This window comes from Hydrogenovibrio halophilus DSM 15072, from assembly GCF_000384235.1.
In the GTDB taxonomy this organism is placed as follows: domain Bacteria; phylum Pseudomonadota; class Gammaproteobacteria; order Thiomicrospirales; family Thiomicrospiraceae; genus Hydrogenovibrio; species Hydrogenovibrio halophilus.
On record NZ_KB913033.1, the window covers coordinates 346,420 to 360,766 of the forward strand.

At 55.2% G+C, this 14,347-nt stretch carries 14 protein-coding genes; 11 read left to right on the plus strand and 3 right to left on the minus strand.

All coding sequences use genetic code 11. The features are described 5' to 3' along the window. The first annotated feature begins 249 nt into the window (after positions 1-249). From A377_RS0101725 to hslO, 11 genes are all read left to right on the plus strand, one after another. Complete coding sequence (locus tag A377_RS0101725) at positions 250-1,296, plus strand: rod shape-determining protein (RefSeq protein WP_019894382.1); 1,047 nt, start codon at positions 250-252, stop codon at positions 1,294-1,296. 134 nt (positions 1,297-1,430) lie between these two features. Continuing rightward, positions 1,431-2,222: a rod shape-determining protein MreC gene (gene mreC / locus A377_RS0101730; protein ID WP_281168811.1), complete on the plus strand. Its 792-nt coding sequence runs from the start codon at positions 1,431-1,433 to the stop codon at positions 2,220-2,222. Further along, a complete protein-coding gene (gene mreD / locus A377_RS0101735) occupies positions 2,212-2,715 on the plus strand; it encodes a rod shape-determining protein MreD (protein WP_019894384.1) in 504 nt (167 codons plus the stop codon). Before mreC ends, mreD begins: the two co-directional genes overlap by 11 nt. Before the next feature lie 6 nt (positions 2,716-2,721). Then, positions 2,722-4,542 (plus strand): penicillin-binding protein 2, encoded by a 1,821-nt coding sequence (gene mrdA / locus A377_RS0101740; RefSeq protein WP_019894386.1) that lies wholly within the window; start codon positions 2,722-2,724, stop codon positions 4,540-4,542. Beyond that, a complete protein-coding gene (rodA, locus tag A377_RS0101745) occupies positions 4,532-5,668 on the plus strand; it encodes a rod shape-determining protein RodA (protein ID WP_019894387.1) in 1,137 nt (378 codons plus the stop codon). The genes mrdA and rodA overlap by 11 nt, the downstream gene beginning before the upstream one ends. 222 nt (positions 5,669-5,890) lie before the next feature. Then, a complete protein-coding gene (locus tag A377_RS0101750) occupies positions 5,891-7,024 on the plus strand; it encodes a D-alanyl-D-alanine carboxypeptidase family protein (RefSeq protein ID WP_019894388.1) in 1,134 nt (377 codons plus the stop codon). Next, entirely contained in the window at positions 7,024-7,914 is an 891-nt protein-coding gene (locus A377_RS0101755) for a D-amino acid aminotransferase (RefSeq protein WP_019894389.1), read from the plus strand. Before A377_RS0101750 ends, A377_RS0101755 begins: the two co-directional genes overlap by 1 nt. Positions 7,915-7,943: 29 nt before the next feature. Further along, a complete protein-coding gene (locus tag A377_RS0101760; RefSeq protein WP_019894390.1) occupies positions 7,944-8,219 on the plus strand; it encodes a YbeD family protein in 276 nt (91 codons plus the stop codon). Positions 8,220-8,222: 3 nt separating this feature from the next. After that, on the plus strand, positions 8,223-8,873 hold the full coding sequence (gene lipB / locus A377_RS0101765; protein WP_019894391.1) for a lipoyl(octanoyl) transferase LipB: 651 nt from the start codon (positions 8,223-8,225) through the stop codon (positions 8,871-8,873). A 92-nt stretch (positions 8,874-8,965) separates the two neighbouring features. Further along, the gene (gene lipA, locus A377_RS0101770; protein ID WP_019894392.1) at positions 8,966-9,967 is read left to right on the plus strand and encodes a lipoyl synthase; all 1,002 of its coding nucleotides are present in this window, start codon (positions 8,966-8,968) and stop codon (positions 9,965-9,967) included. 38 nt (positions 9,968-10,005) lie between these two features. Then, positions 10,006-10,869, plus strand: a complete 864-nt coding sequence (gene hslO / locus A377_RS0101775) for an Hsp33 family molecular chaperone HslO (protein ID WP_019894393.1) — start codon at positions 10,006-10,008, stop codon at positions 10,867-10,869. A 96-nt stretch (positions 10,870-10,965) separates the two neighbouring features. On the opposite strand, the gene A377_RS0101780 is transcribed toward hslO, so the two are convergent. From A377_RS0101780 to A377_RS0101790, 3 genes are all read right to left on the minus strand, one after another. After that, positions 10,966-11,484, minus strand: coding sequence for a chemotaxis protein CheW (locus A377_RS0101780; protein WP_019894394.1), 519 nt, complete (start codon positions 11,482-11,484; stop codon positions 10,966-10,968). A 12-nt stretch (positions 11,485-11,496) separates the two neighbouring features. Continuing rightward, the gene (locus tag A377_RS0101785; protein WP_019894395.1) at positions 11,497-13,488 is read right to left on the minus strand and encodes a chemotaxis protein CheA; all 1,992 of its coding nucleotides are present in this window, start codon (positions 13,486-13,488) and stop codon (positions 11,497-11,499) included. A 159-nt stretch (positions 13,489-13,647) separates the two neighbouring features. After that, entirely contained in the window at positions 13,648-14,301 is a 654-nt protein-coding gene (locus A377_RS0101790; RefSeq protein WP_033422924.1) for a protein phosphatase CheZ, read from the minus strand. Positions 14,302-14,347: the final 46 nt, after the last annotated feature.

Sequence of the window (14,347 nt, forward strand, 5' to 3'; positions counted from 1 at the left end):
GACTTTTCATTTTGTGTTTGTTATAAAATACCGCAGAATACAGGACAGGAGCTGGCCGCCTGATAGGCATCACGCTTCGGCCAAGGTCACAAAAAGTTGGCATCGACACTGGTTCAAGTCCGTCGACGGTTTCAGAATTGAGCGCCGTGACAGACTGTGCAACCCACTGACGCTGCGGCCACCAAACCATTTCCCGAATGACGACGGTCGCCGCCCCCCGTTACAGATTTACTTATAGGACTCGCTTCAATGCTGCGCAAAATTATCGGACTTTTCTCCAACGACCTATCCATTGATCTGGGAACCGCCAACACCCTGATTTACGTTCGAGGCAAAGGGATGGTGCTCAACGAGCCGTCCGTGGTAGCGATCATGAATAATCGACAGGGCTCGAATTCCCGCTCCATTGTGGCCGTTGGCCAGGGTGCCAAGCAGATGCTGGGCAAGGAAAACCAGAAGATTCAAACGATCCGCCCGATGAAAGACGGCGTGATTGCCGACTTCGAAGTCACCGAAAAAATGCTGCAATCCTTTATCCGCAAGGTGCATGAAGCACGCTTCTTTCAACCCAGCCCAAGAGTGCTGGTTTGTGTGCCCTGTGGCTCTACCCAGGTTGAACGACGCGCGATTCGCGAATCGGCGGCCGGAGCCGGTGCCCGTGAAGTCTACCTGATCGAAGAGCCCATGGCCGCGGCCATCGGTGCCGGCATGCCGGTCAGCGAAGCCACCGGTTCCATGGTGGTTGACATTGGCGGGGGCACCACCGAGGTGGCCACCCTCTCTCTCAACGGCATTGTCTGGTCCGATTCGGTCAAGGTGGGTGGCGACCGCTTTGATGACGCCATCATCAAATACGTTCGCCGTAACTATGGCATGATCATCGGCGAAGCCACCGCCGAAAAAATCAAGAAAGAAATCGGCACCGCCTATCATGAGATTGAGCCGGACACGCTCGAAATTCATGGGGCCAACATCGCCGAATCGGTGCCACGCCGTTTCACCCTCAACAGCAACGAGATCCTTGAAGCCTTGCAGGAGCCTTTGTCGGCCATCGTCAGCGCCGTCAGAACGGCTCTGGAACACACCCCGCCCGAACTCGGTGCCGACATTGCCGAACACGGCATTGTTCTGACCGGTGGCGGTGCCCTGCTACGCAACCTGAACACACTGCTGTCCGAAGAAACCGGCGTGCCAGTGATCATTGCCGACGACCCTTTGACCTGCGTTGCGCGCGGCGGTGGGCGAGCACTCGAACTGATGGACGAAAAAGGCATTGACGTTTTCTCACTGGATTGATTCGTTGACGGACGTAACACTGAGAGAGGTTTGACAGGCATGATCACAGTGCGCTTTCAGCCACAAGGAGGTCTGCAATCAACCTGACAACCTCTTCGCCACAGAAAGAAGCGGCCCAGTTTCTGGCCCTGTTCATTCTCTCGATTGCCTTGATGGTGGCGGATCACTACAGCCAGGCATTGACGCACTTCCGCTCTCTGCTTTTGACCACCATCGATCCGATCGAACGGACCGCGGCACTCCCCGGCGAGTGGTACGACTGGTTTCAACAGGATTATCAGACCCTCAATCAGGTCAAACTTGAAAACCAGCGATTGAAAACCGAAGTGCTGCTGCTCAAAGCGCAACAACAACAGTTGAGCAAACTCAAACTGGACGTCGAACGCCTGAATCGCCTGCTTGGCAAAGCCAGTCAAATGGACGACACCCAGGTCCAGATTGCCTCGGTCAGCTTTTACAGCCAGACCCCCTACAGCCATTTTTACACCCTGAACAAGGGTCAGCTTGATCAGGTGGCCCTCAACCAAACTGTGATTGACGCGAAAGGTGTGGTCGGTCAAATCACCAGCACCACCCCGGTAAGCAGCCGGGTCCGCCTGATTACCGACCCCGAAATTCAGGTGCCTGTGCGGGTGCAGCGCAACGGCCAGAGAGGCATGTTGAGCGGCATGGGCCATGACCGCCTGACCCTGCTGTTCATTCCGGACGGGGCCGCCATTCAGAAAGGCGACCTTCTGGAGACGTCCGGCCTGGGCCTCGTTTACCCGGAAGGCTACCCCATTGCGCGAGTGACCCAGGTGAATCGGATGGAAGGACGGCCTTACTTAGACGTTCAGGCTGAGCCAGTGGCCGAACTGAACCGCTCGCAAAAAGTCCTGATCCTGACCCAATCGGCTCAACCCCGGGAAGCAGAGCATGCCAACTAAAGTCTTTTCACTCAAACTGGCCGACGTCAAATGGCTGTGGTTTTTCAGCTTTGTGATTGGTCTGACCCTTGACATCATGCTGATCATCAGCGCCGGCATCCATCATGCGCCCTCTCTGACCCTGCTGATTCTGATCTTCTGGACCACACAGATTTTTCAGCAAACCCATCTGTTTTCCGCGTTCATACTGGGACTGCTGTTTGATGCCATTCTGGCCAGTCCGCTGGGCGCGCACGGTCTCCTGTTTGTGCTGGTGACCTTCATGATGCTGCGTATCCGCCAAAGCTTCAAAGCCTTCCCGGTCTGGCAGCAAAGCCTGATGATCATCATTTATTACGCGATTTTTCAGGGACTGAGCTGGTTGCTGCTGCAACCGACCCTAAGCGCCTCGGACTGGGTGTTTTTTGCACTGGAACCGCTTTTTGCCGGACTGGTCTGGCCTCTGGTTTCCGCCTCTCTGTCCCGCTTCACCCAAAAACTCCTGTTCCACTGACCGTTCATGCATACGCCCGGCCTCTACCAGACTGACAACGAACGCAAACAGCAGCGACGCCTGTTTCGAAACCGTGTGTATGTGGCCTTCTCACTGGCACTGCTGTTTTTCATTTTGCTTCTGGTCAGAATGACCTATCTGCAATGGGTCAATTACAACCAATACCATTCCCTGGCCGAAGGCAACCGGATTTCGGTGGAAGCCATCCCCCCGGTACGGGGACGAATCTATGATCGCAACCACATTCTCCTGGCAGACAACCGACCGGTTTTCGCGTTAAAGTTTGACAAAACCAAAATTGCGGACATCCAAACCACTCTGTCCGAACTCGGCACGGTTTTGCCTGACCTGCCGGAGAGCCGCCTTGCAAGGTTTGCCGAGCGCTATCAGAAAGCCAGCAAACACCGCCCCATTTTTCTTTCCTATACCTTGAGCGAATCCGAAGCCTCCCAGTTTGCGGTGCACAACTTCCGATTCCCCGGCATCTCGCTGGTATCAAAACTGCAACGGACCTACCCGCATGGCGAGGCCGCGGTTCATGCGCTGGGCTATGTGGGCCGCATCAACCGAAAAGAACTTTCCAGCGTAGAGCCTTCCCGTTATGCCGGTACCGACTCCATTGGCAAACTGGGGATAGAAAAACAGTACGAATCGGTCCTGCACGGCTATCCTGGCGTGCAACAGGTCGAAACCAACGCCAATGGCCGAATCCTTCGAAAACTGGAAACCACCCCACCGATCCAGGGCAAAGATATCCAACTGACACTGGACATTCGCCTGCAACTGTTTATCGAAGAATTGCTGGCCGGACAAAAAGGCTCGGCGGTGGTCACCAACCCCAATAACGGCGAAATTCTGGCCTATGTCAGCTTGCCCGGCTACGATCCCAACCACTTTGTTGACGGGATATCGCAATCGCGCTACCGGGGATTGCTATCGGACCTGAACCGACCCTTGATCAACCGTGTGGTCAATGGCCAATACCCGCCAGGTTCTACCGTCAAGCCGTTTGTGGCACTCGGGGCAATTGAACAAAACATCATCTCGCCGACCAAAAAGATTTTTGATCCGGGTTACATGGAATTCAAGGGCCATCGCTACCGTGACTGGAAACGGGAGGGCCATGGGCTAGTTGACATGCACGATTCGGTGGTACAGTCCTGTGACACCTATTTTTATGAACTCAGTCTCGACATGGGCATTGACGCGATTCACGACCAACTCTACCCGTTTGGATTCGGCCACAAAACCGGCATTGACCTGCCTCAGGAATCGATTGGCATCCTGCCTTCCAAGGCATGGAAACAGGCGGCCAAAGGCGAAAGCTGGTACACAGGGGAAACCGTCATAGCCGTGATTGGTCAGGGCTATTTTCTGGCCACACCGATTCAGATGGCCAAAGCCATCTCCACTCTGGCCAACTATGGCGAAATCGTTCAACCCCATTTGAACATGGCCGCTCCCAATATTGAAAAACAACAGATTCCCATCCAGAAAATCGACAACTGGGATCGCGTGATGGCATCCATGAGAGACGTACTCGCCAGTCCCAGAGGCACAGCCTGGCGTTATGCCCGCGACATTGCCTTTCCTATGGCGGGCAAAACAGGCACATCGCAAGTGTTCAGCCTGGGCAAGGACGAAGAATACATCGAAGAGGAGCTCAGCGTCCATCTGCTGGATCATTCGTTGTTTGTCGGTTTTGCCCCGGTGGACAACCCCGAAATCACCGTCACGGTTGTGATTGAAAACGCCCAAGTCAAAGCGGCGGATGTGGCGGTAAAGATTGCCGATTACTACATGACCGAGTTGCGCGATGAAAATTGATCTGCCCGAAAAAGAAACCGTTTATCGCCAGAACCGGCATGGGTTGGAAGCCTTTCACCTTGACCTGTGGCTGATACTGCTGCTGCTGGCTTTGTCGGCACTGGGCAGTGTCGTAGTTTACAGCGCCTCCGGCGGCGACACGGAAATGCTGATGCGCCATATCATCCGCCTGGGCATTGCGTTTGGGATCATGGTTCTTTTTGCCCAGATCCCACCCAATCAACTTCGCATTCACACCCCCTGGGTGTTTGCGGTGGTCATTGTCATGCTCATTGCCGTTTTTCTGTTCGGCGACATGGGCAAAGGCGCTCAACGCTGGCTCGATCTTGGCGTCATCCGCTTTCAACCTTCCGAAATCATGAAGGTGGCGCTGCCTCTGATGCTGGCCTGGCTGTTTGCGCAGAACTCCTTGCCACCACCGGCCAAACACTTGATTCTGGGTCTGGGGTTGATCGCTCTGACCGCCGGTCTGATCATTCTGCAGCCCGATCTGGGCACCGCCATTCTGATTGCCGCCAGTGGGCTGTTTGTGATCTTTTTTGCCGGCCTTTCCTGGCGCTGGATTTTTTCGACGGTGGTGATTGTGATCGGCAGCCTGCCTGTGATCTGGCATTTCTACATGTACGACTACCAAAAACAGCGCGTCCTGACCTTTCTCAACCCGGAAAGCGATCCGCTGGGCAGTGGCTACCACATCATTCAATCCAAAATCGCCATCGGTTCCGGCGGACTGGAAGGCAAAGGGTTTATGGGCAGTTCTCAGGCCCATTTGGATTTTCTGCCTGAAAGCACCACGGATTTCATTTTTTCCGTGATGGCTGAGGAGTTTGGTCTGATCGGGGTCGCGGTGCTTCTGACCCTTTACCTTCTGGTGATTGCGCGGGGCCTGTACATCGCCGCGCAAGCTCAGGACAACTTCGCCAGACTGACCTCTGCCAGCCTGGTCATGACCTTGTTCATCTATGTGTTCGTCAACATCGGCATGGTCAGCGGCCTGTTGCCGGTGGTCGGTCTGCCCTTGCCCCTGATGAGCTATGGCGGCAGTTCCATGGTCACGCTCATGGTCAGTTTTGGCCTGCTCATGTCCTTTCATACCCACAAGCGCTTACTGTCACCGAATCACTGACCCAAAAACGACCAGGCCTGGTGCCAAATTTATCCAACATCCGGGTCAGAAGCTTTGTATTCCACTGGAATTTCGCTAAAATATCCTGATGTCCCCGGTTCCGATGGCCTCATCGGCACCCCAACCCCAATTACAGGATTGAATTGCCTCATGGTTTTCCCCAGACTGTCTGCTTTTGTCACAACTGTTAGCTTGCTGTTGATCGGTTTCTGGCAACCGGTTATGGCCGAAACGCCCCAACCCAAGCCCACGCCCCATGTGGTGCCTTCGCCGCCGAACACCCAGGGCGATGCGTTTGTGCTGATCGATTTTCACAGCGACCAGATCATTGCCAGCAAAAACCCGGAAAAACAGTTTGAGCCGGCCAGCCTGACCAAAATCATGACCGGTTACATCGTGTTCAATGAACTGGACAAGGGCAACATCTCTCTGGACGACATGGTCACCATTTCTTCCAAAGCCTGGAAGATGCCAGGGTCTAAAATGTTCATCGAGGTAGGCAAACAGGTCAGCGTTCAGGATCTGATAAAAGGCATGGTGATTCAGTCCGGCAACGATGCCAGCGTGGCCCTGGCCGAACACATTGCCGGCAGCGAAGAAGTCTTTGCCGAGTTGATGAACAAATACGCCAAGTCACTGGGCATGGACGGCACCCACTTTATGAACGCCACCGGTCTGCCCCACCCCCAGCATTATTCCAGTGCCCGTGATATGGCGCTTCTGACCAAGGCATTGATCACGGAGTTCCCGGAGCAATACAACTGGTACTCGGAGAAAAAATTCTCCTTCAACGGCATCACCCAATACAACCGCAACAAACTTCTGTGGCAGGACCCCAGCGTGGATGGACTCAAAACCGGCTACACCGAAGCCGCCGGTTACTGCCTGGTCACATCGGCCAACCGCGACCGGATGCGCCTGATCTCGGTCATTCTGGGCACCGACAGTGCCAAAGCCCGGGTCCGGGAAAGCCAGAAACTGCTCAATTACGGTTTCCGCTTTTTTGAAACCCACGCCATGTACGAAGGCGGTCAACGACTGAACGATGCCCGTATCTGGGAAGGCAAACTCGACACCATCGGCCTGGGCATCGAAAAGCCGGTGTATGTCACCGTCCCGCGCGGCCAATACCAAAACCTGCAGATCGAGACCCGCATTGACCAGAATGTGACCGCACCGGTTGAAAAAGGCCAGGAATTGGGCCAGCTGACCATCCAGTTCAATGGCGAACAGATCATTGATCGCCCACTGGTGGCGCTGGCTGCGGTCGAAGAAGGGTCTTTCTTCAAAAAGCTGATGGACCAGATTCAAAAGCTGTTCGCCAGTCTGTTCGCTTGGCTTAACGGCGGCGAGTGATGGCCAAAACAGACGGGCAATTCGCTTACCTCAATGGCGATTTTCTGCCATTGGAAAAATGCCGGATTTCGCCACAAGACCGGGGGTTTCTGTTTGGGGACGGCGTCTATGAAGTCATTCCCGTTTTCAACGGCCAGCCTTTCGAGTTGGACGCGCACCTGGACAGACTGGCACAGAGCCTGGCGCAAAGCGCCATTCTCAACCCTCTGACCAACGAGCAGTGGCAGGCCATGCTGGCCAAACTCATCAGCTACCATCCCTGGTCGCATCAAGTCCTTTACCTGCAGGTAACACGAGGCACACAAATGCGCCGCGACCACCTGCCTGACGAGGATCTGTCGCCCACACTCTACGCCTATGCCAGCGAACTCAAACCTGTGAACCCAGACTGGCTGACAGACGGACTTTCCGCGATCACCCTGCCCGATGACCGCTGGCAACACTGTGACATCAAGGCCATCACCCTGTTGCCGAACATTCGCCTGAAAATGCAGGCCAGAGACCAGGGGGCCGACGATGCCATTCTGTACGATGGTGACGATCGCATTACCGAAGGCACCGCCAGCAATGTGTTTGCCCTGTTCGGCCAGGTACTAAAGACGCCGCCATTGTCCAACCATCTGTTGGCCGGGATCACCCGAACGGTGGTGATGCGTCTGGCCAGAGACTGCGACCTGAGCGTTTGTGAAACGCCCCTGACCCGTCAGGACTTGAAGGAAGCCGATGAAATCTGGTTGACCAGCTCCACCAAAAACGCCTTGCCCATCACCCAACTGGATCATCAGCCGGTCGGTTCCGGTCAACCGGGACCGGCCTGGCATGCATTAAATGCGCGTTTTGAAACCCTGAAACGCACCTGGCCAGAAACCTCAGCTAACCCAACTGACTGAAACCTCAATCGACTGAAAAAACCAAAATTATGACTCGTGACCTGCATACCGAAACCCTGATTGATTTTCCCTGTGACTATCGGCTCAAGGCAATGGGACGCCAATCCGAAACGCTGGTGGAAACGGTCCTGGCGATCACCCAGAAATACGCGCCGGACACGCCACAAGAAAACATTGAGCTGAAGCATTCCAAAAAGAGCCGGTTTGTTTCGGTGAATGTGACCTTTTATGCCACCAGTCTGGAACAGTTGCACAACATTTACGCCGAACTGAAAGACCACCCAGAAATTCTGATGACCCTGTAACCCATGGTTGCCATTCATGTCCGAACGCTGGGCGAACAGCCCTATCTGAACACCTGGCAGGCCATGCAGGCCTTCACCGACAGTCGGGACGACCAGACAGCGGACGAACTCTGGCTGGTGTCGCATCCGCCTGTGTACACCCAGGGACTGAACGGCCGTGATGCCCACATTCTGCCCCAGGCGTATGACAGCGGCATCCCCATTGTGCCGACCGACCGTGGCGGTCAAGTCACATATCACGGACCGGGGCAGATTGTGTGTTACCTGTTGCTGGACCTCAAGCGCCACCAACTCGGGGTTCGGGCACTGGTCGCACTGATGGAACAGACCCTGATCGATTTTCTGGCCGAACTGGGCATTGAAGCGCACACACGCGACCAGGCCCCCGGGGTGTACGTTCGTGAAGCCAAAATCGCCTCACTGGGACTGAAAGTCCGACGTGGCCGAACGTATCACGGCCTGGCCCTGAATTACGACATGGACCTCACCCCTTTTCAGACCATCACCCCCTGCGGTCTGAGCCAAACCCCCGTCACTCAGGTTTGTCAGGAACACTCACATGCAGGCCTGCCCGGATTCAAACAGGCGGCCGAACAACTGGCACAAACGCTCATCCAGAGACTGAAAACCCATCACTCTGATAGCCCCATCTGACAGCCAGGGCTGACAACGATGGGATTCTATGGTTTCCAAAGGCCTTTGCATCCCCTATAATCGATCTTTTAGCGACGATCAGAAAAGCGTTTATGAGTGCATCCAACTATCAGGAAATTTCCCTCGATTCCATCAGCGGTCTCAAAGCCCGCAATCAGGCCATGAGCAAGGGCGAATACAAAACCAAGTCCCTGAGACACAAGCCCGATCCCACTCAGCCCAGACTGAAAAAGCCGAAATGGATCAAGGCCAAACTGCCCTCGGCCCGCCACATTGGCAAAGTCAAAGCCCTCAAAACCATACTGCGCGAACAGAAGCTCAACACCGTCTGCGAAGAAGCTTCGTGCCCCAACCTGGGCGAATGCTTCGGTCACGGCACCGCCACCTTTATGATCATGGGCCAGATCTGCACCCGCAAATGCCCTTTCTGTGATGTGGCGCATGGTCGTCCTCAGCCGCTGGACACCCATGAACCCCAACACCTGGCCGACACCATTCAGGCCATGGGGCTGGAACACGTGGTCATCACCTCCGTTGACCGGGACGATCTCAGAGACGGCGGCGCCAGCCATTTTCAGAACTGCGTTGAAGCCATTCGCCACACCGCCCCCGATGTGACCATTGAAACCCTGGTACCGGACTTTCGCGGTCGCCTGACCGTGGCCCTGAACACCTTGGAACTCGCTCCGCCCGATGTCATGAACCACAATCTGGAAACGGTGCCCAGACTCTATGAAGAGGCCCGTCCCGGCGCGGACTATCAGGCATCACTGAGCCTGCTCAAAGCATTCAAGCAGCGCGTGCCCGACTGCATGACCAAATCCGGCCTGATGGTAGGACTGGGCGAAACCCTGGAAGAACTGTACGAAGTGATGGCCGATTTGCGCCGGCATGACGTGGAAATGCTGACCGTGGGCCAGTACCTGCAACCCTCGGAATTTCACCTGCCCGTGGCCCACTATTGGACACCAGAAGACTTCCAGGCCATTGAAAAAACCGGTTACGAACTGGGCTTTACCCATGTGGCGTCCGGCCCAATGGTCCGTTCTTCCTACCACGCAGATCGCCAGGCACGGGCCGCGCAAAGCGCCTGAAGGCGCACATACCGGCTCTGAAACACGAGGACGTTATCATGGATCAAACCCGCAATTTTCTGTTCACAGACCTCAATATCCGTGGCCAGCATCTGCACGTTGCCCAGGCCTGGCAAGCCATGATCGAAGATCGCCATTACACCCAGCCTTTGCAGACCTTACTGGGAGAGCTGACCGCCGTGGCGATCATGCTGGCCAAAAACATGAAACACCCCGGTCGCTTGACGATTCAGGTACAGGGCAAGGGGCCGGTGCATTTATTGATGGTGGAAGTCACCGATCAACTGCAGGTTCGAGGCGTGGCCAAAACCCGTGAGACTCTCAGCGATGACCAGAGTGGGATGAAAGTGTTGCTGGGCGACGGCCAGATCATGATCACGCTGGAAAACAGCCTCACCGACAAACTGTTCCAGTCGTTTGTGACCCGCCAGGGCGATACGGTGGCCGAGTGCTTTACCCATTACCTGAGCCAGTCCGATCAACTCGCCTCCAGACTCTGGCTGGCCGCCGATGCCCACAACATTGCCGGGCTTCTGATCCAGAAGATGCCTGATACGGATGCGCAGGACGCCGATGGCTGGGAGCGGATTGCCGCCCTGTCTGAGACGGTGGGACCACAAGAGCTGCTGACCCTGCCGGCCGAAACTTTGCTGCACCGTTTGTTTCATGAAGAAACCGTGCGCTTGTATGACCCGTCTCAGGTCGCCTACGAATGCCCGCGAGACCGGGAAAAAGTCAAGGAAATGATCCGTTCACTGGGCGAAACGGAGGCACGACGCATCATTGAACAGGAAGGCGAAATCGTGGTCCACAACGAGGTGTGCAACTTCCACGAACGGTTTGATCTGGGAGACATTGAAGCGATGTTTTCCGGTCAGGACGACCAGACACTGAAACACTGAGGTTGCCACCAGGGCCATTACGCCCCAGTGTCCTGAACCAGTAGAAGGCAAAACTGACCAGGCCTGGTAAAAAAGACCATCGCCTCTTACACGATCTTACTCGACCGCCCCGGCAAACATGCTGTCGACGTCAATCAGAATGATGACGTCGCCCTGATAATGGGCTATGCCCTGCAGATAGCGTGAGGCATTTTCTTTGGTGGAAGACATGGGTTCGAACTGTTTTTCGGGAATGTCTTTGACTTCCATCACACTGTCGACCAGCATGCCGACGATGTTGTCTTCGTCCAGTTCAACAATGATGATCCGCGACAGGTCATCGGGCTGTTTGGTGTTGAGCCCGTAAGTCATGCGGGTGTCAATGACCGACACGATCACGCCGCGCACGTTGATCACGCCCAAAACGGTCGGATCGGCGCCCTGAACCTGACGAATGTGACCCACCCGCAAGACTTCACGGATTTTTTTCACATTGATGCCATAGACTTCGTCGTCCAGCTCAAACAGCACGCAACGGACACTGGGGCCGGAATACTGGCCCTCTTCGTCCAGCATGCCATCCAACGCGAGGTTACTGGTACTGTCGGCCGTAGCGGATTTCGTGGCAACACTCATGCGTGTCCTCCTCTAAAACTGAAAACGTTTCAAGACGCCCGGCAAATCCAGGATCAGGGCAATATTGCCATTGCCGGTAATGGTGGCACCGGCATAGCCTTCCAGATGTTTCATCATCACGCCCAGGGGTTTGATCACCACCTCTTCCTGCCCGTTAACCTGGTCCACCACCAAACCGGCATACTGATTGCCGATCGAAACGATCACCACCTTGTCGCCGGAAAAATCGTCTTTGCTGCAGCCGGGATTCAGCCAGTCCTTCAAATAAAGCAATGGCACACTTTTTTCCCGCAGGCGCACCATCATCTGGCCGTCAATCTTATTGATCTGATTGCCGTCGTAATCAAAAATTTCCTGCACACTGGTCAGCGGAATCGCATAGCTGTCGTCTTCAAACGCCACCATCAGGGTCGGCAAAATGGCCAGGGTCAAGGGCACTCGAATGCTGATGCGCGTGCCTTCGCCCGCGGCGGAATGGATGTCAATGCTGCCATTGAGTTTGGTGATCATGTTCTTGACCACGTCCATGCCCACCCCGCGGCCGGAAATGTCACTGACCTGATCGGCCGTGGAAAAACCGGCGGCCATGATCAGTTCAAACGCCGATTTGTCATCCAGCTGATTGGCGGTGACTTCGTCCATCACCCCTTTCTCCACCGCTTTGGCGCGCAATTTGTCCGGGTCCATGCCTTTGCCGTCATCGGTGATCGACAGCAGAATGTGATCGCCTTCCTGCTCCGCCGCCAGAATGATGGTCCCGTCACGGGATTTGCCCTCGGCCTCACGTTCATCCGGCATTTCAATGCCGTGGTCCACCGAGTTTCGGACCAGATGCACCAACGGATCGGCCAGAGCTTCGACCAGGTTCTTGTCCAGATCCGTGTCTTCGCCTTTCATTTCCAGGTTGATGGCTTTGCCCAGTTTGCGCGACAAATCCCGCACCACCCGTGGAAAACGGCCAAATACCTTCTTGACCGGCTGCATGCGGGTTTTCATCACCGAGGCCTGCAAATCCGTGGTCACATGGTCCAAATTGCCGACGGCTCCGGAAAGTTCTTCCGCGGTTTCGTCATCACTGCCCCGCAGGGTCAGCAAGCGGTTGCGCACCAGCACCAGTTCCCCCACCAGGTTCATAATCTCATCCAGACGTCGGGTGTCCACCCGTACCGTGGATTCGGCCGCCGCCTTATGGGGTTTGTCTTTGCCTGCATCGGCCTTGTTGTCGTCAGGCTTTTTGTCGGGTTTGGCTGATTTCGCCGGAGCCGGCTCAGGCTTCTTCTCGGGTTTTGGGGCAGGGGCGGGTTCCGGTGCCTCGGTTTTCGGGGCCTCGCCCTGGCCTTCGATCGAATCTCGCTGCTCAAGCAGGGCTTCGAATTCGTCATCGGTGATTTCGCCTTCCGGGTCCACACCTTCAGGCAACTGCAATTTTTTGCCGGACTCGTCTTCGCCATCCTGAGGGGCCAACTGATCACGCTGCGCCAGCAAGGCTTCGAATTCGTCATCCGTGATTTCGCCTTCCGGGTCCACGCCTTCCGGCAGCTCCAGTTTGGGCGCGCCCGATTCGGCAGACCCGCCCTGACCGGAGGCGTCTTCGGCGGGTTCTTGCGCCGCATCGTCTGTGTCGCCGGTTCGCAATCGATCCAGTTCGTCGATCAACGTTTTATTGGATTCGTCGTCAAACTCACGTACGCCATCATTGAGCTGGGTAATGAAATCACTGATTTCATCAAACGCGCGCATGATCACATCGGAAGCATGGTGATCGTATTCGAGTTGACCGTTACGGATTTTGTCAAAGACGTTCTCGGCACGGTGGCACAACTCCACCAACGGCTTGATGCCCAGAAAACCGGCACCGCCCTTGATGGTATGAAACCCCCGGAACACAGCGTTCAGCAAATCGGAATCGTCTGGCGAAGACTCCAACTCGGTTAACTGCTCATCCAGTCCTTCAATCAGCTCCGTGGCTTCTACCAGAAAATCTTGTAGTATTTCCTCATCCACTGTGACAACCCTCTTTGATTTCGCGGCCGGCCAGGACGGTCGGACCTCAGTCCGACAAACTCCCAGGCTTGGACAGAATCACTCTGTCAAACTTATGACACGATACGAATTTGCTTTAAGCAAAGATAAGCAAAGCACATGCCATGACACCGTTTTCAATCAAATCCCCAGGTCATCCAGCATGGCGTCCACGTCATCCTGAGAGCCCACCGTGTCTTTTTTGCCGTCACGGGTCACATTGGGGCCCATACCGCGTTCTTGCTGGGCCTTGCGCTCGGCATCAGACTGCGCCGGTTCGGGAATCGCCTCCAGAGACAGACCGGAACGCTCGATCAAATCCTTTAACGACGCTTCCAGGCTGGTCACCAGCATAATCACACGATTCAGCACCTGACCGGTCAAATCCTGGAACGACTGTGCGGTCATGATTTCGGTCATTTCAGCGTGCGCCTGTTTGAGATAGGCGGCAATTTTTTCATCCGAGGTCTGGGATTCGATCGACTCCAGCAAACCGATCATATTCTCGGCGGCGTTCAGGGTTTTGTTACTGGCGTCTTCGGTGGTCTGCATCACGTATTCCAGACGTTCGGTCGCATCCGGCAGCCCATGCTTGGTGTCCTGCAACAGCTGCGAATCCTGACCGAAATTTTCCAGGGTGTCGTGCAGGTTCTGGGCAATTTCCTCGACGCCTTCGATCAAGGATTCGTTGCGTTTGGCCACAATCGCATCCAGCATCTCAGAGGCCTTATCGTAATCCTCTTTTTCCAAGGCTTTGAGCAAGGTTTTGACTTGTTTGGGTTTGATGTTTTTCATGTCCTCTCCCTGAAACCAAAAAAGGGCCTGACCCATTGGGCAGACC

Excerpts from the sequence above, each read along its gene's own strand:
- A377_RS0101755 (WP_019894389.1), top strand. The coding sequence starts at position 7,024 with ATGGCCAAAACAGACGGGCAATTCGCTTACCTCAATGGCGATTTTCTG.
- A377_RS0101750 (WP_019894388.1), top strand. The coding sequence starts at position 5,891 with ATGGCCGAAACGCCCCAACCCAAGCCCACGCCCCATGTGGTGCCTTCG.
- mrdA (WP_019894386.1), top strand. The coding sequence starts at position 2,722 with ATGCATACGCCCGGCCTCTACCAGACTGACAACGAACGCAAACAGCAG.
- A377_RS0101725 (WP_019894382.1), top strand. The coding sequence starts at position 250 with ATGCTGCGCAAAATTATCGGACTTTTCTCCAACGACCTATCCATTGAT.
- A377_RS0101760 (WP_019894390.1), top strand. The coding sequence starts at position 7,944 with ATGACTCGTGACCTGCATACCGAAACCCTGATTGATTTTCCCTGTGAC.
- lipA (WP_019894392.1), top strand. The coding sequence starts at position 8,966 with ATGAGTGCATCCAACTATCAGGAAATTTCCCTCGATTCCATCAGCGGT.
- hslO (WP_019894393.1), top strand. The coding sequence starts at position 10,006 with ATGGATCAAACCCGCAATTTTCTGTTCACAGACCTCAATATCCGTGGC.
- A377_RS0101780 (WP_019894394.1), bottom strand. The coding sequence starts at position 11,484 with ATGAGTGTTGCCACGAAATCCGCTACGGCCGACAGTACCAGTAACCTC.
- A377_RS0101790 (WP_033422924.1), bottom strand. The coding sequence starts at position 14,301 with ATGAAAAACATCAAACCCAAACAAGTCAAAACCTTGCTCAAAGCCTTG.
- lipB (WP_019894391.1), top strand. The coding sequence starts at position 8,223 with ATGGTTGCCATTCATGTCCGAACGCTGGGCGAACAGCCCTATCTGAAC.
- mreD (WP_019894384.1), top strand. The coding sequence starts at position 2,212 with ATGCCAACTAAAGTCTTTTCACTCAAACTGGCCGACGTCAAATGGCTG.
- rodA (WP_019894387.1), top strand. The coding sequence starts at position 4,532 with ATGAAAATTGATCTGCCCGAAAAAGAAACCGTTTATCGCCAGAACCGG.